The organism is Winogradskyella helgolandensis (genome assembly GCF_013404085.1).
Taxonomy (GTDB): domain Bacteria; phylum Bacteroidota; class Bacteroidia; order Flavobacteriales; family Flavobacteriaceae; genus Winogradskyella; species Winogradskyella helgolandensis.
On sequence record NZ_JABFHO010000001.1, the window covers coordinates 2,473,974 to 2,497,545 of the forward strand.

15 protein-coding genes are annotated in these 23,572 nt (G+C 32.2%); all 15 read left to right on the top strand.

The features are described 5' to 3' along the window. Window position 1 precedes the first annotated feature (1 nt). The 15 genes from HM992_RS10330 to HM992_RS10400 all read left to right on the top strand — a co-directional run bounded on the left by HM992_RS10330 (window position 2) and on the right by HM992_RS10400 (window position 23,507). Window positions 2-1,774, top strand: coding sequence for an efflux RND transporter periplasmic adaptor subunit (locus HM992_RS10330; protein ID WP_179319602.1), 1,773 nt, complete (start codon window positions 2-4; stop codon window positions 1,772-1,774). 32 nt (window positions 1,775-1,806) lie between these two features. Then, entirely contained in the window at window positions 1,807-2,301 is a 495-nt protein-coding gene (locus HM992_RS10335) for a heavy-metal-associated domain-containing protein (RefSeq protein ID WP_179319603.1), read from the top strand. 1,210 nt (window positions 2,302-3,511) lie between these two features. Continuing rightward, window positions 3,512-3,952, top strand: coding sequence for a DUF6943 family protein (locus HM992_RS10340; protein WP_179319604.1), 441 nt, complete (start codon window positions 3,512-3,514; stop codon window positions 3,950-3,952). A gap of 125 nt (window positions 3,953-4,077) precedes the next feature. Beyond that, complete coding sequence (locus HM992_RS10345; RefSeq protein ID WP_179319605.1) at window positions 4,078-4,719, top strand: DUF6266 family protein; 642 nt, start codon at window positions 4,078-4,080, stop codon at window positions 4,717-4,719. A 385-nt stretch (window positions 4,720-5,104) separates the two neighbouring features. Then, window positions 5,105-6,739, top strand: coding sequence for a tetratricopeptide repeat protein (locus HM992_RS10350; RefSeq protein ID WP_179319606.1), 1,635 nt, complete (start codon window positions 5,105-5,107; stop codon window positions 6,737-6,739). 111 nt (window positions 6,740-6,850) lie between these two features. Continuing rightward, window positions 6,851-9,178, top strand: coding sequence for a T9SS type A sorting domain-containing protein (locus HM992_RS10355; RefSeq protein WP_179319607.1), 2,328 nt, complete (start codon window positions 6,851-6,853; stop codon window positions 9,176-9,178). A 377-nt stretch (window positions 9,179-9,555) separates the two neighbouring features. Then, complete coding sequence (locus HM992_RS10360) at window positions 9,556-10,971, top strand: alkaline phosphatase (RefSeq protein ID WP_179319608.1); 1,416 nt, start codon at window positions 9,556-9,558, stop codon at window positions 10,969-10,971. Between the two features lie 136 nt (window positions 10,972-11,107). Continuing rightward, on the top strand, window positions 11,108-11,596 hold the full coding sequence (locus tag HM992_RS10365; protein WP_178984914.1) for a YqiA/YcfP family alpha/beta fold hydrolase: 489 nt from the start codon (window positions 11,108-11,110) through the stop codon (window positions 11,594-11,596). A gap of 106 nt (window positions 11,597-11,702) precedes the next feature. After that, window positions 11,703-12,941 (top strand): Lcl C-terminal domain-containing protein, encoded by a 1,239-nt coding sequence (locus HM992_RS10370; RefSeq protein WP_179319609.1) that lies wholly within the window; start codon window positions 11,703-11,705, stop codon window positions 12,939-12,941. Window positions 12,942-13,199: 258 nt separating this feature from the next. Continuing rightward, window positions 13,200-16,250, top strand: a complete 3,051-nt coding sequence (locus HM992_RS10375; protein WP_179319610.1) for a PAS domain S-box protein — start codon at window positions 13,200-13,202, stop codon at window positions 16,248-16,250. A gap of 75 nt (window positions 16,251-16,325) precedes the next feature. Further along, a complete protein-coding gene (locus tag HM992_RS10380) occupies window positions 16,326-16,697 on the top strand; it encodes a response regulator (RefSeq protein ID WP_178984917.1) in 372 nt (123 codons plus the stop codon). An 8-nt stretch (window positions 16,698-16,705) separates the two neighbouring features. Then, the gene (locus tag HM992_RS10385; RefSeq protein WP_179319611.1) at window positions 16,706-21,208 is read left to right on the top strand and encodes a PAS domain S-box protein; all 4,503 of its coding nucleotides are present in this window, start codon (window positions 16,706-16,708) and stop codon (window positions 21,206-21,208) included. Between the two features lie 183 nt (window positions 21,209-21,391). Then, window positions 21,392-21,805 carry a hypothetical protein gene (locus HM992_RS10390; protein ID WP_178984919.1) on the top strand — a complete coding sequence of 138 codons (414 nt, stop codon included), beginning with the start codon at window positions 21,392-21,394 and terminating at the stop codon, window positions 21,803-21,805. Window positions 21,806-21,815: 10 nt separating this feature from the next. After that, window positions 21,816-22,250 (top strand): DUF7793 family protein, encoded by a 435-nt coding sequence (locus HM992_RS10395; RefSeq protein WP_178984920.1) that lies wholly within the window; start codon window positions 21,816-21,818, stop codon window positions 22,248-22,250. Window positions 22,251-22,568: 318 nt separating this feature from the next. Beyond that, entirely contained in the window at window positions 22,569-23,507 is a 939-nt protein-coding gene (locus HM992_RS10400) for a sterol desaturase family protein (RefSeq protein ID WP_178984921.1), read from the top strand. The last annotated feature ends 65 nt before the right edge of the window (window positions 23,508-23,572 follow it).

Here is a 23,572-nt window from a genome sequence, read left to right on the forward strand (position 1 = left end):
TATGAAAAAATTTATAATTTACTTCGGAATATTGGTAGTAGGTGTGTCATTGGGTTGGTTGCTTTTTGGTGGTTCATCAAAAGAAGGAACAGACCATAATCACGATGCGGTTACAGCAACCAATCAAATGTGGACTTGTTCTATGCATCCACAGATTATGCAACCAGAACCAGGCGATTGTCCTATTTGTGGTATGGATTTAATTCCTGCGGAAAGTAGTGAAGATGGTTTATTAGCAGACCAATTCAAATTGACCGAAAATGCTATGGCTTTAGCTAATATTCAAACATCTATTGTTGGTAAAGGCAATGTTGAAGGCAATACTATCAAATTATCTGGTAAAATTGCTGAAAACGAAGAAGCCAATGCAGTACAAGTCAGTTACTTTTCAGGTAGAATTGAACGCTTGAATGTGAGTTTTACAGGTGAAGAAGTTCGTAAAGGTCAATTATTGGCGACCATTTATTCACCAGAACTCTATGCAGCACAACAAGAATTAATTACAGCAGCATCTTTAAAAGAATCACAACCTGCTTTATACAAAGCAGTCCGTAATAAATTGAAATTATGGAAGCTCTCTGAAAATCAAGTCAATCAGATTGAAGAAACAGGGAAAGTAAAAGAAAACTTTCCTGTTTATGCAACCGTTTCGGGTACTGTTACAGAAAAATTGGTAGAGCAAGGCGATTACATTAAACAAGGACAACCCTTACTTAAAATTGCTAATCTAAACACGGTTTGGGGAAATTTTGATGTGTATGAAAATCAGATTGACCGCTTTAAAAAAGGACAGGAAGTGATGATAACAACCAATGCTTATCCTAATAAAGAGTTTAAAGGTAAAGTAGATTTCATTGACCCAGTTTTAAACACAAAAACAAGAACTGTAACCTTACGTGTTGTTTTAAACAATAAGGATGATGTATTTAAACCTGGGATGTTTGTAACCGCAAATATTGAAGGCAATACGACTAAAAATGACGAAGTATTAACAATTCCTGCATCTGCTGTTATGTGGACAGGTGAACGTTCTGTGGTGTACCTTAAAACAAATCCAGACCAACCTATTTTTGAAATGGTTGAAATTAAATTAGGCAATCAAATTGGTAATCAATATGAAGTTGTAGAAGGTATATTTGCTGGAAATGAAATAGTGACTAACGGAACATTTACGGTTGATGCAGCTGCACAATTACAAGGCAAAAAGTCTATGATGAATAAAGAAGGTGGTAAAGTAATGACGGGACACGAAGGTCATTTGGGTATGGATAATAATGCATCTAACAAAGAAAGTGACCACACTAATATGAATGAGCGTTTGAAAGTGTCAGAGAAATTTCAAGAGCAGTTAAAAGCTGTTTTCAATGCGTATATCAATTTAAAAGATGCTTTAGTAAAAGAAGATTCAAAAAGTACTTCAGCAAACGCAACAACTTTATTAAATAAATTGAACAAAGTAGATATGAAATTGTTGTCAGATAATAAAGCGCATAACCATTGGATGTCATTAGAAGGCGAAATAAAATCTTCTGCAACCTCAATTTCTGAAACATCCGATATAAAATCACAAAGAGACCATTTTAAACATTTATCATCACATCTAATCAATGCTGTTCAACTATTTGGTATCAATGAAAAGGTCTATGTAGAATTTTGTCCAATGTCAGATAACAACAATGGTGCATATTGGTTGAGTAAAGAAGAAAAAGTAATCAATCCATACTTTGGCAGCGCCATGCTAACCTGTGGTGAAGTAAAACAAGTAATAGAATAAAAAATCAAGTAATAACAATTAAATTTGAAACAATGAATTTTTCAAAGAAAAATCACGAATACAAAAACAAAAATGTAATCGACGTGAGTAAAAAAGTAATTTTAAGTGTAGCTGTAATAGCAGCATTAGGTTTTACAAGTTGTAAAAACGAAACCAAAAAAGAAACAGAAACCACAACTACTGAAATGTCAAAAGATATGGCAATCACAGACCTGTCTTTTGGTGTAAGAGGAAATTGCGGAATGTGTAAAAACACAATCGAAAAAGCAGCTAATGGTGTTGAAGGTGTTGCAAGTGCTAATTGGGATGTCGATAAGAAGAAGATTGATGTGTCTTTTGATGATACAAAAACCGATGCAATGGCAATCCATAAAGCAATCGCAGCTTCAGGATATGATACCGAAAAAGTAGCAGGTGATGAAGAAGCATATGATGGTTTACCAGGTTGTTGTAAATACGACCACGAAATGATGATGAATCAATCTGGTGAAGAAAAAAGTGATGACCATTCAAATCACGACCATTAAACAAAAATGAAAGAGTCTTTTTCGGAAGGCTCTTTTTTTATTCCCCACAACCCAAAACCCAGTTTTTTCGTACCTCAAAATCCTCTGTCTTTTGTGTTGTTCCGCACGCCAATGCATAATTGGTTTTATGTCATAATACTTGTAGCCAGCGCTATAATAGCACATTGCTTATTTTATTTAAAAGTATCCATTTTAATAAATTGGTACAATAAAAAAGCAAAGAGCTATTGCCAACGTTCAAAACAACTATTCCGCCACAAAACCAATCCCAAGCTATGTTACATAATAGAAGTTATAGGAGCAAAAATCCTTTCAATGGTTGCCTACGGCGTTTTATTATATTTTTGTCGCTATAACTGCTATTATGTAAAATATCCACTCACCATCCGCACAAATCGGAACTAAAATTAAACTGTGGATATTCACGAGTACATTAATTTAAAATAAAAATGAAACGAGCTAAATATCCGCTATTCCAACGCTCACATCCGAACTTCTAACTACATTTTGAACAAACATTAAACAGTCGAACATTCAAAGGGTAACGTTAATTTATTATAATATTCGTTATCTCATTCAACTGCACAAAACCATCGTTAAGTCCAAGTATTCCTTACCTCAAGTCTTTGTTTGTTTCATTTCGTTAACAAATATTAAAGACCACTTTTCCCCACCACCCAAGTCAGCGGTTATAAAAAAATAGGTTTATAATATGTAGTATTACGCCATAGCACATTACTTTTTATCGTGCCTCAAAAAAGCAATAAGCTATTGTCTAAAAGTCCTGTATAAGTAGCTTGTTTAAATGCTGTTTTATCAAACAACTATTTAAAACGCTACCCATACAAACGCTTCATCCAACGCTCAAATACGAACTGAAACCTATTTTTTTAAGTGTTAATTCCCCAGAAAAGTTAAAAGTAAATTGAATCAAGTTTAAACAAATTTGAAATATTAAAATAAAAAAAGATGGCAAATATATGTGGCTACCTCTGCCAACCGCACAAGGCTATAAAGGTCAAGCCCTACGGGTTTTGAATAAAACTTTTTTCAAGACCCTTTTTCTTTTGATTTAGACATTCAACTCAAAAAACTTTTATCCAAAAACCTTGACAGCCTTACCCACGCCACAACAACTATGGCTATCTTTTTTCTTTTCAAAAAAAATAATGGCGCGAAGCGTAGCGAAGCAATTTTAAATTGGATAGCTATGTCAACTTTTGAACTAAAAACACACCAAATCGGAAGAACCTACTCGAACCCTCATTTTTTCATTCTAAATAAAGGTCTAAACAGCGGAAAACCACTCTTAAAATCCTGTGCTAACTGTTTCGTTGTCACTACTACAACAGAAGAGGTAAAACACACACTTTTTCACTTATCTATGATGTTGCAAATAGGCGGTTTTTACGCTTACTATTTAAAAGGTAGTGTTATTCCGTTTATTTCAATAGATGATTGTAGGAACACTTTGAAAAACAGCTACAGCTCATTGTTTTATGATGCAATTCAGTTGCAAAAACATATTAATATTGTGTCAGCAATTAACAAAAAGGAAAAGGAGCTTCATAAAATCATTTCAAAAATGGCAGATTTGAAAGTATCATATATTCAAAGTTTATTTTCTAAAATGCAAAAAGAAGCAATCTAAAGCAACAAAATCCATATCAAAAGAATAGCACAAAACTTGCCATATATTCAATCGGAAGGTACAACTTCGTGTTAAGTCCGTACCAAGTCCGAAGAAAATTATGTTTCATTTAAATTATTTATGTTATGGGTAAAATTGCTCAAGGTATTTTAGGAGGTCTTTCAGGTAAGGTTGGTAACGTTATCGGTGGAAGCTGGAAAGGAATTGATTACATTAGAATTAAACCTTCAAGTGTAGCCAATCCAAGAACTGTTGGTCAAGTAAACCAAAGAACCAAGTTTACTGCCACTTTAGAATTTTTACAGGCTGTAAAGCCTTTTATTAAGTTAGGGTATAAAGGATTAGCTGTTAAGAAAACAGAATTTAATGCTGCAATGTCGTATGTATTGAATAATGCGATTACAGGTACTGAACCTAACTTTGTTGTTGACTATCCAAACGCTTTAGTAAGTCGCGGAGGTTTATCTGGTGTGCTAAACCCAACGACTGATTTAGCAACTGCTGGAGAAGTAACGTTTGGTTGGGATGATAACTCTGCTGAAGGTAACGCAAATGCTACTGACAAAGCGATGTTATTGGTTTACAATCCATCAAAAAAGGAATCTATTTCTTTACTTGATGGAGCAGACAGAACAGTAGGTTCTCAAATTGTTTCAATCCCAACAACTTATGCAGGAGATACAGTAGAGCTATTTATGGCTTTTATTACTGCTGATGGTAGTCAAGTATCAAACAGTATTTATTTAGGCTCTGGTACAGCTAATTAATGCTTGGTGTTTTTATTTAGAAACCGCTCTAATCGAGCGGTTTTTTTTATGCTATATTTGTTGCTCTATTTATTAATAGTTGTTGCTAATCTTCTCTTTTTATATGTTTTTTGTATGCTATTTGTTGCCCAAATGCAGTAGTACCAATGAATACAAGGGTAGTTAAATATTGTATCGGGAAGTAAAACGTCATTGCAAAATTCTTAGATATAAATTATATAATTTTTAAAAATCTGGTATTACATTTAATGTGTGATATATGGCTTGAGCTAATATTTCAAATTTAATCTTAAGTTAACTTGTTTGTAAAATAGGTGAATAGGTATTTAATAAAGTGTTCTTCAAATTTTAGTTACATTTAGCCTTAAAAAAAGGCTAAGGTTTAATGCATAAAAAATTACATCTATACATCAAATGTATTGCTTTACTGATCGCGATACGTAGTTATTCTCAAGTTGATACACCTCAAACTATAGATAGCCAGATAGATAAGGGAATAGAGTTAATGTTTCAAAAAGAACATTCTCAGTCTATTGAACTATTGATTACTACAGAAGCCATAGCCAAAAAAAATCAATGGTATGAACAAGTTTTTAGGTCCACGTTAAATATAGGGTCTAATTACTATTTTCTTTCGGATTATGGTGAGGCGGTTTTATATTACTTACAAGCCTATGAAATAGCCATTGAACATTTAGATTCGCGTCAGGAAATGACGGTGCTTAATAATATAGGTATTCTTTATTTTCAAGAAGAAGATTTATTACAGGCTAAGGATTATTTCTTTAAAGCGTACCAAAAGGCAAAATTACTAGGAGATGAGGTCAAAGTGGGCTATTACGGGGTGAATTTAGCATTGGTCTCTAATAAAATGAAAGCGCCTGATTCTGCTCAAATTTATATTAATGAGGCCTTACCTTTATTGAAGAATGAACCTAATGTTTTAGTCACAGGAAGGATGGCGCAGTCTGAAATGTTTCTCTTAAAAAAACAATATGCCAAATCTGAAGACATTGCTCTCAATTTATTACCCAAGTTTCAAGATATATCACAAGTAGAAAATAGAGTTTTTATTCTATTGGTTTTAGCACAAATTAATGAAGATCAAAACCGTTTAGATAAAGCGCTGTATTATGGTATTGAAGCTCGAAATACGCAAGCAGGTATTGAGAATAGAGAAGAAGTCTATAGCTATTTGTCTAATTTATACGGTAAAAAGGGACAACTTGAAAATGCTCTAGTGTATAAAGATTCTGTAATTATTGCTTCAGACTCGCTAGCCGATATCAGAAATAGTAAGCTGTTTGAAACTGAAAAAGTAAAGTTTCAAATTCAAAATTACCAACATGAACTTTCTGAAAGTAAAGAAGTCTTAAAACAAGAGCGACGCTTCTTTTATAGTATCATCGGAATCACATTACTCAGTATGGGCTTTATCTTATGGATTTTCAGAAGTAATTCTATAAAACATAAACAACGGAAAACCATTGTAGAATTAGAGTTAGCGAAAGAGAAAAGCGATTATTTGCTTATTCAAAAGCAACTGCATGAACAAGAAACTTTAGCACTATTAGAGCAAGAACGTTTTAAAAACGAATTAGAAGTTAAAAATAGAAAGCTTACCGCTAAAGCTTTGTATTTGTCTAGTAAGAATGATTTAATTGAAGAAGTACTACAATCGCTATCTCAGAATACCGAAATTGCAGAGAATCCTGAATTAAAAAAACAGATACGGGAGTTAAAGAATCACCTTAAAACAGATACCCAATGGGATAGTTTTTTTACGCACTTTGAAGAAATTAATCAAGGGTTTTTAGATAGGCTGAGATATAAACATGATAAACTGACGCCAAGTGATATTAGGTATATCACTTATTTATATATGAATTTATCAAATAAAGAAATCGCATCACTTTTAAACATTACACCGCAATCTTGTAGGAAGCGTAAAGAGCGACTTTCCAGTAAGTTAAATATTCCCAACAACACTACACTTCATAACTATTTATCTACGATTTAATTCTTGTGTCACGCTAAAAGAACAGTAGTGTCACGGAATGTCACGCTTAAAATAAGGCATTAACGATATCGTGTATCTATATTTATCATCCTAATCTTAAAATATGTTACGATGAAAAAACAAATTACTTTATTACTTTTTTTCTTAAGCGTTATCATTTCAACTAAAGCCACTGCGCAAATTGAATTTGAAGGAGCAAAAGCTTATGGACAATTATTTGATGTTACTTATAGTAAAACACAAGAGAATGTCATTTATGCTCACACCTTGACGAATCATGTTGTAGCGTCTGTAGATGGCGGTGACACTTGGGATATTTTATATTCAGATCCTTTAGATAATTATGCCACTATAAAAGATTTAAAATTAATTAATGATGGAGCTGCTCTAAGTTTTAATATTAAAGCAGAAGGTACTGATTATAATAAAATAGTAATATTCGATTTAGCTACAGCTTCGATTACACAGACCTTTTCTCCACCCAACTCTTTTGAATTTGATATTTTAATAGAGTCTTATGATATTTCGGATACTAACAATGATGTGATGTTAATGCATACGACCTATTCTTTAGCAGGTGCTTATACTCATGAGGTGTTTTATACTTCTGATGGTGGTTTAAATTGGAACGCTGTTTACTATAGTCCTTTAAACTATCATGTTGCTGTAAACAACGTGAGTATTTCTCCTAGCGATGATAACAAGCTATTTCTTATGCGAGGTGGTTCTACAACTAGAGAGTTAGGTGGCGTTTTCGTTTCTTTAGATGCAGGGCAAACTTGGGAGAATAAAATACCAGGAAACACGTATGACGCTATAGCCTTTAATCCAGATAATTCAGATGATATCTTATTGGGAACGGGTTATGGATACGATACTCATGTAGAAAACTTGTATCGTTCTTTAGATGGTGGATCTACTTGGGCAATTGTGCCAATCACTTGGACAACCATGTCTAATGATAATATTAATAAAATTGAATTTAACCCTAACAACTCTGACGAAATCATTGTGTTAGAAGAAAATGAAATGGTTGTATCTTCAGATAATGGTGCCACTTGGGTTAACTATGTTTACACCACAATAGATCCAGAGACATATTACTATGGTCTAGCAGCATCGTATAATCCTTTTACGACTAATGAATTATTGATAACAACTAATTTTTATCCATTCTTAACGACAGATGGCGGCTTAACGCTTAGTAAACTAGAAAACCCTTTTATTAATTCAACAGGTACCATTGCAGCGTTCTCTTCAGAAAACGAAAATCATATTTATTATGGTATGCGTTCAGGTTATATGCATAAAGATTTACAAACCGAAGCTGAAGAAGGGTATGCACTTCAGTCTCTAACACAAGGTTTTGGATCAACAGTAAAGGTATTTGCAGACCCTGTTGTTCCTGGTCGTGTGTTTACTGGAAATAGAGCTCTAAATACATCATATATCAACGTGAGTTCAGCGCATGGAGCCGATTTAAAATCGATTGCGAGCTCTATGTTCTTTTTAATTCTGACAGATGTGTCTACTTCTATTGCGAATCCAAATATTAGTTGGATATCTACAGGTTTAGAGTTGCATAAAGTGGATTTAACAGATATGGATAATATTATTGATGAAAGTATTACTATTCCACAATTAGGTGAGGTTATAAAAGCGGTACAAGTAGATAGTGAGAATGAAAGTACAATTTTTATTACCCAAGGAATTGATTTTTACAAATCAGTAGATGATGGTGCGACTTGGGCTTTAAGTAATACAGGATTGGAAGGTTTAACACTTGATGCGCAATTAATTTTAGATATTGAACAAAACCCCTTAAATGCTAATCAATTAATGCTATCTACAACTAATGGTATCTATTTGTCTGAGAACAAAGGAGATTCTTGGAGTTTAATTTCTTCTGAATTTACAGACAATGTCGCCTTTTCGTCAATTACAGAGAATGCAATCGTTGGAGTGACGCACTATTCTGATGGGTTTAACGTGCCTTTACCAGTTGCCAAAGCAAAAATTATTATAAGTACTGATTTGGGTGAAACATGGACTGAAATTTCTCCTGAAATGCTAGAATATCCTTTTACTGAGTCTTCTGCAATGCTGTTTACGGAGGATAATATTACTGTTTACTTAGGTGTTCATGATTTAGGTTTAATAAAATATGATATTGATATATCAACACTATCAGTTAGTTCAGAGTTACCATTTAATAACACTATTAAATTTTATCCTAATCCAACCCAAAATAGTTTTCTAGTGGTAGGTGATGATTCTATTAAAGCTATTAGTATATACTCAATTTCCGGACAAGAAGTTAAGAGCGTCAAGAATGTAAGTTCAGAAATTAATGTAAGTGATTTAGCGGCTGGTGTTTATTTGGTAAAAGTACAAACTGCAAACAGTACAATTACTAAGCGCCTAATAAAGTCTAATTAGTATTATTGATTTTTCAATATCACTTATAGTTCTTTTTTAATTTAAGAGCTGATATTTATTGAAAGCCCATTTTATATCTTATAAAATGGGCTTTATTTTTTATTTAATTTTCAAAAAAGCCTTGTATTAATATGTTAGAACTGCTACTTTTAGGTTAAGAATATTGGAAATTGATTTGTTAATAGGTAAGCAATTTAACTTAGCACATGCATAACATAAAATGTTAATGCGTTTTAGCTTGTATTGATTACCGCGATGGATAATATTTAGCGACTGTAATAGGTACATTGAATTTTAAATAAGTATGATATAAAATATTGATTTATTTTAAAATTCAGGAAAGTGAACTTATAGATTAATTATTATACCACACCAGAATGAACAGAAGAAATTTTTTTAAAAAAGGCTCCTTAGTTGCATTAGGAACAACACTACTACATCCTTTAGGTAGTTTAATTAATGACGTTGGTTATGACGTTACTGACAAAAATAAAAAAGCAAAGAATATAATTATTATTGTTAGTGATGGTATGAGTATTGGCACGTTAAATATGGCCGATTTGTACTTGTCGAGAAAAACAGGTACAGGTTCTAATTGGTTAGACCTATATAAGAAAAACAAAGTAAGCAGAGGGCTTATGGATATGGCTTCGGCAAGCTCAATTGTTACTGATTCTGCCGCAGCTAGTTCGTCTTGGGGAGGTGGTGTTAGAATTGAAAATGGCGGTTTAAATGTAAGTAAAAGTGGAGAGGAGCATCTTCCCATTTGGCAGAAATTCAAAACATCTGGAAAAAAAGCCGGTTGTGTCACTTCAGTTCCTATTACGCATGCTACACCTGCGGGATTTTGTGTCAATTCCAAATCAAGAAATGCTCAAGAAGAAATTGCAGAAAAATATTTAGAACTTAAGTTTGATGTGATGATGGGTGGAGGTGATGATTACTTTTCTTCAGATAAAAGAAAAGATAAAAAAGACATGTACCAAGAATTTATATCAAAAGGGTATCAGGTGGTTAATACCAAACAGGCTATGCGCTCTGCAGAGACAGATAAACCTATATTAGGGGTTTTTGATAATGGAGGACTTCCTTATGCTTTGGATAGACAAAATAGTAAGGAGTTGGTTCAGAAGATACCAACCCTTGCGGAAATGACTCAGAAAGCCATTGATGTTATGAAAGATCATTCCAAAGGTTTTGTGTTGCAGGTAGAAGCAGGAAAAGTAGATTGGGCAGCCCACGGTAACGATATTGCAGGCTTAATACACGATCAAATTGATCATGATGAGGCCATACAAATCGCCATGGATTTTGCAGAGCAGGATGGTGAAACCTTAGTTATTATAACCACAGATCATGGTAATGCCAATCCTGGAGTTATTTATGGATCTGATGCTAATGATAATTTTGATGCTATTCAGAAGTATACGCAAACTAACGAATGGATTTTAAATGGTATTGGTAAAGAGACCTCTATCTCACAAATTAAAGAGAGAATAAATTATGCCAATAATATTGCACTAACAAACGAAGAATGTAGGCAGCTATTAGATTATTATAAAGATATACGAACAGATAACGGTCTTTATAACCCAAGGCATCTTCCTTTTAATCTTTTAGCTACATTGCAAAAACCGCATAATTCAGTCGGATGGATAAGTATGCAACACTCTGCTGATTACGTAGAATTAGCGATGTATGGACCAGGAAGTCATCTTTTAAAACCGTTTATAAAGAATACAGATTTACATTATTTAATGCTTGAAGCAGCCGAAATACAAAATAAATTTTAATAAAAATGTAGCTTTTTCACAGATTAAATAATTTATAGTCCCTATTTTAGATTGTACATAAATTTGAGCGTAGTTTTCTGTTAACTATTAATTTATTGACTTCAAAAGAATAGCTGCATCATAGAGAATAAAGATCATGAACATTTTATATATACATGGATTAAACGGAAGTTTGAGTCCTGAAAAGAGAATTATATTGGAACAATACGGAGTTGTTTACGCTCCGTCTATCGATTATGAAAACAGACCGAATGTGATTTCAGGACTATCAGCCGCTTTTAATTCACATGATATTAATGTTGTAATTGGCAGTAGTATGGGAGGTTTTACAGGATATTACGTGTCTAATCGTTATCAATGTCCAGCATTGCTCTTTAATCCTGCATTGGCAAATCGTTCTGTGCATCAGGAAATTCCTGAATTGGAACATAAAAAAAGTATTCTGAAGCATTTTGTTTTAGGAACAGCAGACGATGTCGTAAATCCGGTTGAGACACTTCAGTTTTTAGCTAATACAATAGAGCTTAGTCCGGAATATAATATTCATTTACGAAATGATTTAGCCCATCGTATTCCATTAGATGTATTTAAAGAAGAAGTTAAACATTTCTTTAGTAAACTGTAAATTACCAATAGATTTTATTGACTTAAATGAAATTTCTATTGGTAACTTTTTTAGCACATAAGTTTATTTAAGATCTTTAAATTATAAATTTCACAAAAGAAAAAATATGAATTTTAAATATTTAAAAATAGCGATAAGTGTATTGGCTATTTGTTCTGTAATTTCTTGCTCTGATGATAATTTGAATGCTACTGATAACGATGAAAATGGTGGTGGCGAGATTCAATTTACAGGACGTCCATATGCCATTGTAGATACGTTTGTCTCAGATTTTTATAATAACAATGCCATAATACCTGCGCCAAATCCAGAGGATGCTTTTTATGGGCAAGATGCAACATATAATGGTAATCAACCTTCTTATACAGATAATGTTGATGGTACAGTAACCGATAATGTAACTGGCTTAATGTGGCAAAAAGATATGGGTAATAAAATGTCTTATGCAGATGCTATAGTATCAGTAGAAAATTTCAATTTGGGAGATTATACGGATTGGAGAATACCAACAATTAAAGAGCTGTATTCATTAGCTAATTTTACAGGACGTTGCTTTGGTGATGATTCAATAGATATGTTTATTGATGTGAATTATTTTGATCAACCAATTGGTGATGAATCCATTGGAGAACGAGAAATTGATGGGCAAACCTGGTCCATTACGGAATATGTAGGAGAAATAATGAATGCTGATGAAGCTGTTTTTGGATACAATTTTGTTGATGGACGATTAAAAGGCTACCCAAAATACAGTCCGGCTACAGGTGCACCTAATACCATGTATTTTAGAATGGTAAGAGGAAATACATCCTACGGCGAAAATGATTTCACTGATAATGGAGACGGAACTATTACAGACAGTGCTACAGGATTAATGTGGCAGCAAGCAGATAATAGTGAAACTTACGATTGGGAAAATGCTTTAGCTTACGCTGAATCATTAGATCTTGGAGGTCATAGCGATTGGAGAATGCCCAATGCAAAAGAACTTCAAAGTATTGTCGATTATTCAAGGTCGCCACAAACTACAAATTCTCCAGCAGTTGATCCATTATTTACATGTACATCAATTCAAGATTATAATGGTAATCTAGGACAATATGGTTACTATTGGACAAGCTCTCCTTTACAAGATGGTCCTAATCCTTATACAGATGCGGTATATTTCTGTTTTGGAAAAGCTGAAGGAGAAATGAATGGTCAGTTATTAGATGTCCATGGAGCGGGAGCACAGCGTAATGATCCTAAAGCAGGAAGTGCTGACGATTTTCCAGATTCGTTTGGACCTCAAGGTGATATTCGTAAGATTTATAATTTTGTAAGATGTGTACGAGACGTAAATTAATGTAATACTAAAAAGAAGTTGTCTTAAAACACTGTTTGTGGATTATCTGGAACACAACAGTGCAGCATAACCTAACTGAGCGCTCACAAACAAAGCAGAAGGGCTTACGATATCGGAAAATAGATTTTGCTTAAGAATATAAGTAGTACGATATCAATTAAGTATTATTTCTTTAGATGTTTTATTTGAGTAAAGCCATTTTTTTACATGTTATTTATAATAAACGCTTAACTTGTAAGAGCCTTAATTTGCATTAAAATGAATATCTACCTTTCTTTATTATTACAGTTTTTACTGATATCCTCTAGTATTATCATATTATTTAAATATAGAAAATCAATAGGTTTAGCTCCGCTCTATATCTTTTTGGGAGCTACGCAATACCTACAGTCGCTCACAGGTGCAAGGGTGTATTTTGAAGTTTTAGATGAAATAATTGTTTATCCTGGGTCTGTAATTGTGTTTAGTTCCATACTATTTGCCGCCTTATTAATTTATATAAAAGAAGGGGTCTCTAGTGCTAGAACGCTCATTTTTGGATTGATCATTTCAAACATTTTATTATTAGCATTATTTGGAATTACTTACGAGCAAGAGCTTGCATCATCATTTAAAAATGACTTAAAGTCACCATCGGTTTTTTTATTAAATTATAAATATTTTGCTATTGGTACTGTTTTATTGCTTCTAGATTTTATTTGGATGGTTATTATTTATCAATATTTAATTTCAAAGATTAGAAAGTTAAAATTATTCTGGGTACTCTTTCTATCGTTATTTACCGTTTTATTTTTTGATTCTATTCTATTTAATTTAATTTTTAATTATGGAGCTATAGATTTTAATGCCGTATTATTTGGTCATATTTTAGCAAAGTCTTTTGCGGCGTTAATATTTTCACTTATGTTATATACTTACTTGAAAATTATGGACCCTGATAAGTATAGGGCTACCTTTATAGCCAATCAAGATCGCGATATTTTTTCGATTTTAAAATACAGAAAGAAGTATTTAGATTTAAAGGTAGAAAAACATCAAACTGAAGAAGAATTAACGGCACAATTAACAACATCTTTAAATAATATTTCAGATGGTTTTATTTCTCTTGATACGAATTGGTGTTATACTTATATCAATAAAAAAGCGGCAAATCTTTTGGGTAAAACCCCAAAGGATTTATTAGGTAAGCATATTTGGACAGAGTTTCCTGAGGGTGAATATCTTTCTTTTGGCACTATGTACAAAAAAGCAATTGAAACTCAAAAAACAATATATTTTGAAGATTATTACGAGCCATTAGACAAATGGTTCGAAAACAGAATATACCCTTCAGAGGAAGGGCTAACGATTTATTTTACCGATATAACAGATATAAAAAAAGCAGACAAAGACAATCAAATGCTGATATCATTGATTGAAACTAGTGATGATTTTATTGGATTAGCCACCTTAGAGGGTAAACCTATTTATTTAAATGCTAATGGTAGAAAATTAATAGGGTTGAATACTGAGTTAGAAAATATAGTTTCAATTACAGATTTTTTTCCTGAAGCTTATATAGACGTTATCATAAATGAGCATTTACCTTCCATTAATAAGGATAATAGGTGGAATGGTGAAACGCATTTAAAAAATATGACAACAGGAGATTTAATCCCGATTGAAAAGTCAAGTTTTTTAATAAAAGACCCAGAAACAAATAAACCAATAGCATTGGGCATTGTTGCTACAGATATCACACTACGTAAAGAAGCGGAAGAAAAGCTAAGAAATAGTGAACAAACGTTGAGGCGATTATCTTCTAAAGCACCTGTAGCAATTTTTCAATCCGATAATGAAGGAAGGTGTAATTATGTTAATGAAGAATGGATAAAATATTCCGGACTAACGTTTAATGAGTCTCTTAATTTTGGTTGGTCAAATGCTATTCATCCAGAAGATAAAAACTTTGTTTTAGAACAATGGCAAAAATCGGCTTCATCAAATGAAAGATTATTACAAGATTTTAGATTACTTCATAAAAATGGTGACGTTAAATGGATCTCATCTAAAGCGGTTGGTGTGTTTGATGCTAATCAGAAATTAATTAGTTACATAGGCATACTTATTGATATAACTGAGCGGAAAAACGCCGAAGAGCAAGTCATAAAAAGCGAAAAATATCTTGAGAATATAATTAATAATATTGGAGATCCGGTTTTTGTAAAAGATGAACATAGCCATATTCTATTGGTGAATAATGCTTTTTGTAACCTTTTAGATCTTCCTAAAGAGGATATTATAGGTAAAACTCTAGCTGAAAATGTGTCTCCTTCTGAGCGCGATGAAGCATTTAGGATAGATAAACAAGTTATTGATTCTGGTATAGATAGTATTAACGAGGAGACAATGACTCTTAGTGACAAAGAAACACTTATTATTTCTACTAAAAAGACGCGTTTTATTGATCGTAGTAATACTAAATTTTTAGTCGGTGTTATTAGGGATATAACAGAACGTAAAAAAACCGAATTAGAATTAGAAAATTATAAGAATAATCTCGAAAAGTTAGTAGAATCAAGGACTTCTGAATTAGAAAAAGAAAAAATAAAAGCGCAATCTGCTGATTTAATGAAGTCTGCTTTTTTGGCAACTATGTCTCATGAATTAAGAACTCCTATGAATGCTATTATTGGCTTTACAGGTATATTGTTAAAAGAATTGGCAGGACCATTAAATGATGAGCAAAAAAAGCAACTTGCTATGGTTAAAGATAGTGGAGAGCATTTGCTAGGTTTAATTAATGATGTATTAGATATTTCTAAAATAGAAGCAGGTAAATTAAATGTTACGTATTACCCTTTCGATTATTTAGCATCGCTAGAAAGAACTATAGACTTTTTGTTACCGCAGGCTAAGGTGAAAGGCCTCAATTTTCGGACAGAAATTACCGAAATGGATATTACTCTTTTAAGTGATGAGCGCAGGGTAGAGCAGGTACTATTAAATTTGTTTTCTAACGCTATTAAATTTTCTAAAAAAGGAACAATAACCATAAAAATAGATGTGGAGGACGACTTTGTTTTCACACAAGTTATTGATGAAGGTATTGGAATTAAAAAAGAGGATCTTGTTAGATTATTTATGCCCTTTGTACAGCTTGAAGTTGGACTGAGCCGAAACCACGAAGGAACCGGTCTTGGATTAGCAATTTGTAAAAGTTTAATTGAAAAACTAGGAGGAACGTTACAAGTATCAAGTGAATTAGGCGTAGGTAGCAACTTTATGTTCAAATTACCACTTAAAAACTCGAATAAAATAATTACATAAGATACCTTTTGAAAGAGCTGAATTTCATATATTTAGGTAAATAACATTTTTTTACTAATCATACCCCAAAGAAACATGAGTCCTACCATTTTAATCATTGAAGATAACGAGCAAAATATGTATATGCTATCTTACCTACTAGAGATGAGCAATTACAAATTATTAAAGGCTTATAACGGAGTTAATGGGTTAAAATTAGCTCATAAAAATCACCCTGAAATTATCTTATTAGACATACAATTACCAGATATGGACGGTTATGAGATATGTGTTAAGTTAAGACATAATGGTTTACCTAAAAGTACAACTATAATTGCAGTAACATCTTACGCAATGGGAGGTGATAAAGAAAAGGCAATTGAAGCTGGTGCTGATGGCTATATAGAAAAACCAATTAATCCAGATACTTTTGTAAGCCAAATGGAACGTATTTATAATGCAAAATAGTTGAAACCGTGAAAAAGAAAACAATTCTTATTGTAGATGATACATTTGAAAACCGTTACTTACTAAAAATTATACTTGAAGAAGCAGGTTACAAGGTAATTGAAGCAAATGACGGAAGTCAGGGTTTAGATAAATTACAACATAGTTATGATAATGGTCTTAGCGTAGATCTCATTATTTCAGATATTTTAATGCCAGTTATGGACGGTTATATGTTCTGTCAAGAATGTAGAATGAACCAAATGTTTTATGATATTCCATTTGTGTTTTATACCTCTACCTATACTGAAAAGCTAGATGAAGATTTTGCTTTAAAACTTGGAGCGCTTCATTTCTTAAGAAAACCTACGGATCAGGATAAAATATTGAAAGTGATTGAAGAAGCCTTTCATGAAATTAAACCAAAATCAGAAATCTTAAAAAAAGTTCAATATACAGAACAAGAAGTTTTGAAACTTTATAGCGAGCGACTCATTAGTAAGCTAGAACAAAAAAAAATAGACCTCGAAAAAGAGGTGTTAGATCGAAAAAAAGCAGAGCAATTATTAATCCATGAAAATGAAATACTTGATTTAATTGCTTTAAATACTCCAATTGATGGGATATTTAATCAGTTGCTATTAAATTATGAAACTTTCCACCCTAATTGTTTTGGGTCGTTAAGTTTACTAAATGATGATGGTTTACACCTTAGTCTAGTGTCTGCACCTTCAATACCAAAACCATACAACGAAGCGATGAAAAGTTTTGAAATTGGTGCATCCGCAGGGTCTTGTGGTACAGCTGCATTTACCAAAAAGCCGGTAATTGTTTCGGATATTAGTACTGATAAGTTATGGTCAAATTATAAAGATATAGCCTTAGAGCACAATTTAAAGTCATGTTGGTCATTACCTATACTATCTAAAAAAAATGAGGTTCTAGGTACTTTTGCCGTTTATAGTAAGTCTATCAATACTCCATCATTAGAAGATATTCGCGAATTAAAACTAACGCTTAGTTTAATTAGTATAGCCATTGAGAAGTCTAACATTGTAGCAGAAATTAAAAAGAAAGATGAATCTTATAAAGCGTTAGTAAATCAGGCTAGTGATGTTATACTCAATTACTCAATGGATGGCACTATTCATTCCTTTAATAAGGCAACTTATCAACTATTAGGTTATACATTAAGTGAGTTTTCGAAATTAAACTTAAATGATTTCCTTGTTGGCGATTTTGTTACAAATCCAGAGATACATAATAAGATACTGAACGGGGAATCTGTGCTTTTTGAAAGGCAGATAATATGTAAAGATAAAACCATATTAGATATAGAGGTCTCTGCAAAAAAGCAAGTAGATGGTAAGATATTGTCTATTGGGCGAAATATAACAGATCGTAAAATTGTAGAAACGAAACTCCAAGAAAGCGAATATAATTTAAGACAATCTCAAGTAACTGCTAATATAGGGTCTTATGTTTTAGATTTAAATACAAGGACTTGGGAATCTACAGAAGTGGCCAATAGTGTTTTTGGTATACCAGAGTCATATGTAAAAACAATTGAAAGCTGGGTGCTTATTATTCATCCAGATGAAAGAGAGATGATGTATAATTATTTAGAAAATGGCATCCGAAATAATAGAAAATTTGACAAAGAATATAGAGTTGTTAAGATAGATTCTAAAGAAGAGGTTTGGGTACATGGGACTGGGGAATTTATATATGACAATCATGGAAAGGCTGTAAAGATGATTGGAACGATGCAAGATATAACCCATCGTAAACAAGCGGAACTAAGACTTAGAGAAAGCGAACATAACTTAAGGCAATCTCAAATAGTTGCTAATATTGGGTCTTATACAGTAGATTTAAAATCTGGTACTTGGGAAAGTTCAAGAGTGTTAGATAAAATTTTTGGAATTAATGAATCCTACGTAAAATCTAAGGAGGGTTGGCTTAATCTTATTCATCCAGAATACGTAGAAAAAACAGTAAAACATTTTGAATATGCTGTTAAAAACAGAAAAAAAATTGATATAGAATATAAGGTTGTAAAAGTAGGTTCTAAGAAAGAAATTTGGGTTCATGCCCTTGGTGAATTAATTTTTGATAATGATACCAATCCTATTAGAATAATTGGAACCACACAAGATATTACTGAACGAAAAAATAATGAATTAGAATTAAAAGTTGCCAATGAGTTTTCGTCTAGTCTTCTAAAATCTATGAATGAAGGCTTGTATGCTATAAATTTAGATTCAGAAATAATTAGTGTAAATCCTTCATTTTGTGAAATGACAGGGTTTACAGAAAAAGAATTATTAGGGCATAAGCGTCCATATCCTTTTTCTCCGCCTGAATTAAAAGAAGAAAATCAAGAGCGTTACAACTTACTAATTCAAGATAAAAATAAAACGGATTATGAAAACACATATGTCCGTAAAAATGGGGATCGGTTCCCAGTTCATGTTTTAGTCTCTAGTATCCATGATGAGAATGGTATTAAAACGGCAAATTTTGCAACTATAGAAGATATTACAGAGCGTCGTAAAGCAGAAAAACGGTTACAATTAGCCAAAGAATTTAATGACAATCTTGTAATGTCCATGCAAGAAGGATTAATTATAGTGGGTCTTAAAGGCGAAATAATGATGGTTAATAATTCTACTTGCGCTATTCTTGGCTATTCTAAAGAAGAGTTAATAGGCCTTACTTTGCCGTATCCATTTACTAGGAAAGAAGATATTGAAAAGATAGAAAGTATTAATGAAAGAATAGCAAAAGGCGAAGCTCCAAAGTTTCAATTTGAATTTATTAGAAAGAATGGTGAAATATTTTTAGCGTCTTTTTTATCTGGGAATATAAAAAATGACAAAGGAGAAGTTATAGCTTTATTTGGTACCATAAAAGATGTTTCCGAAGAAGAAAGAGCTAAAAAGGTTTTAGAACAGAATGCTAAAAAATCTATAGAGCGAAAGAATGTTATATTGGAATTGGCCAGTCTTGTAGGTACTGAATATAAAGAAGTATTAAATAAAATTACCGCATTATCAGCAAAAACGTTAAATGTTGATAGAGGAAGTATTTTAAAATTCAACAATGATAGAACAGAAATGCTTTGCGAAAAGTTATATAATCTAAAAAATGACGCATATGAAAATGGCCAAGTCTTCTATAAACAAGGAAGTGAAGGTTTTTTTGCAGCTATAAGTAAAAACAAAATAGTTAATGCTTCAGATGTTCTATCTCACAAGTTATTTAAAGGGTCTTTAAATACTTATTTTATACCTTTAAATATAAAGTCAAAATTAAGTATTCCTATTCAAGGGATAAATGAAGTTTATGGTATTTTATGTTTTGAGCAAATAGATGTAATGCGTGAGTGGACTACAGATGAAGAAGAGTTTGCGACTTCTATTGCTAATTTAGTTTCATTAATGATTCAGAGTGCTGAGCGGAAATTGGCAGAAAAAGCATCGGCTATAGCAAACCATCAACTTACGTTAGCAAATGAAGAGCTAAATAAACTTAGAGATCAATTAGAGCAAGAAAATGTATACCTAAGAAACGAGTTAGATCTAGTATTTAACTACGAAGAAATGGTTTACGGAAGTGAAGAGTTTAGCAATGTATTAACTGAAATAGAAAAAGTAGCGCCTACAAATGCAACAGTATTGCTGCTTGGCGAATCAGGGACAGGTAAGGAGTTATTAGCAAGGGCGATCCATAATATAAGTGCGAGAAATAAAAAGCCTTTAATTAAAGTGAATTGTGCCGCTATACCAAGAGAGCTTTTGGAGAGTGAATTATTTGGACATAAAAAAGGGTCATTCACAGGAGCGTTTAGTGATAAAATAGGAAAGTTTGAATTAGCAGATAAAGGCACTTTATTTTTAGATGAAATAGGGGAGTTGCCTTTAGACATGCAACCAAAAATTTTAAGGTTTCTACAAGAAGGAGAAATTGAAGTTGTTGGAGGTGTTGGGACAAAAAAGTTAGACGTTAGAGTTATTGCAGCAACGAATCGAAATTTAAAAGAAGAAATTAAACATAAACGTTTTAGAGAAGATTTATATTTTAGACTTCATGTGTTTCCTGTTAATGTACCTTCACTTCGGGAACGAAAAGATGATATTCCATTGTTGGTGGAGCATTTTGTAGATAAATTTAATAAAGAATACGGAAAAAATATTAAATATATAGCAGATGAGGCTATGCGGAAGCTCAAAAATTATAATTGGCCTGGTAATATAAGAGAGTTGGAGAATTTAATTGAACGCGCCTCTATTTTGTCTTCAGAAGAAACGTTGTCTATTCCAGGGTTTGAATCAAGCGGTCAAATGACAAATCCAATACATAATAAAGATTTATCTTTAGATGAGGCGCAACGCAACCATATTTTGTTGGTGCTAGAACGATGCGACTGGAAAATAAGTGGGCCAAATGGTGCTTCTAAATTATTAAACATAAAGCCAAGTACTCTTCGTGATAGAATGAAAAAACTCGATTTAAAAAAGTCTCTTTAAATTGACGGTATTCCGTTAGTTTATAAAAAACAAAAAATAAGTCACGGTATATCGTGACTTTTTTAATGTCTTGGTTTTTAGGTGTTTGTGTTTAGTTTGTTGGTAATCAGTGTTTTAGTTTTGTTTTAGTAAAATATTTTTGTTTTGGCATATCAATTGGTTAAAGTATTCAAAACAAATATTATGAACGAAGTAATTCAGAATGACGGTATTAAGCTTTGGGAAGACCAAAATATAATTCGCTGTAAGTTAAGTCCAGTTTTTTTTAAAACTTATGATAAGACAAATAGGGAGGAAGCGTTGTATAATGCTATTTCTGCTTTGTACGACAGACAATATAAACCGCTTCTTTTAGATTTAAAACAACTAAATAGTACTGATTCTATAGAGGTGTTTATACTTATCTCTAATAGTATTTCAATAAATACGTTAGTGCTTTCTAGAGTGTTTTTGGTGCGTTCTACGAGTTTAAGAATTTTATTGGCAATTAATAATATTACGGGTAATAAGGTTGTTCCTAATAAAATACACACAGATTTTAACGTTGCATTAGCGTACTGCCAAAATAATTATCAGATTTTTAATAACGCAAGCTAATAGAATTACTATGAGTAAAATTATTGGATTTAATAATGCCATATTTTGGACAGATGACACAGGTATTCTTTATTGCGAATTTAATAATGATGACCCAAATTTTAAATTAGAATTAAATAATGTTGAGCTATATATTAAAGCTATAACAACACTATGCGATGGTAATGCTATGCCCTTTCTCATAGATTTAAAAGGTACTCGTGGGACTTTTTCTGTTTCTGCAGCTAAAATGTTGGCTCAAAACCCTGAAATAATTAAGTTAAGAATTTCAGAGTCTTACGTTGTTAATAACTTAGGAATGAAATTATTACTATCTTTTTATAAACGTTTATATGATCATGTTACACCATTTGCTATTTTTAATGATGTAGCATTGGCAAAGAAATATGCTTTAGAAACTAAAAATAACGTTCATAAAACTAGTGAATTACAGTATCAATATTAAATCACATACTAGTAGATTAACGTATACGGTATAGAATATATTTGCAGTTGTGAATATGAATTATGAACTATTCTGTATTACATTTTCTTCATATAACTTCATTGGATTAACTTAAATCGAATTTTAAAATTAAAAAACCAAGATTGAAAAATTGTGGTTTTTAGTGATGTTAATGTATATTTACCAATTAAATTTGGTATCAATAATTTGAAATTTTTTATAAAACATTTTTTTTAATATTTATGAAAGATGTATCAAATTGTTGTCTTCAGAAATTAGTAGTATATAAACAACGCATATTTTAAAAATTAGTAATAAATGGATTTCACTAACCCCTTAGTTTACGGTGTTCCGGTTTTTCTAGCTCTTATTGCCTTAGAGCTGACTTACAGTAAAATTTTAGATGATAAGCAACTCTATAATTGGAAGGATTTATTATCTAGTGTCTCACTTGGTATAGGGTCGGCTGTAATTGCCGCATTAATAAAAACGATTTCAATGATCGTTATTTTTGATTTTGTATATAATATTTTCAATCCACTAGTTGATGGTGTTCGTACAAATATTATGGGATACGAGTCTTTTGGATACGTTTGGTACATTTGGGTAATTTGTATGCTTTTAGATGACTTTACCTATTACTGGTTTCACAGACAAAATCATATGGTTCGGTTTTTCTGGGCAGCACATATAGTGCATCATTCCTCAGATAATTTCAATTTAGGAACTGCCGTTAGAAACGGTTGGTTTACGATCTTTTACAAGCCTTTTTTCTATGTATGGATAGTAATTATTGGTTTTCCACCAGAAATGCTTGTCGTTTGCTTAGGTATTGAAGCGTTGTGGCAATTTCAACTGCATACACAGTATATTAAGAAAATGGGATTTATTGAGAAATTCGTTAATACGCATACCATGCACCAAGTTCACCACGCAAGGAATATTGAGTATATGGACAAAAATCATGGTGGTTTCTTAAATATATTTGATAGAATCTTTGGAACGTGGAAAGAACTTGACGAGACAATTCCAATCGAATATGGAGTTTCAACTCCACCAAATTCTTATAATTTAATTGTTATTCTTACGCACGAATACAAAAATATTTGGGAGGATATGAAAAAATCTAAGAACTGGTATCACAAGTTTATGTATGTTTTTGCACCTCCTGGATGGAGTCACGATGGGAGTACACTAACCATAAAGCAAATGCGAGAGGAAATGGCAAAAGGAAAGAAGTATGAGGACTTTAAATAATAGGTCAGAATTAGTTATACTCAAATAGCAACGACCTTAAACTTTAATCATTTAGGTGTCTTTTT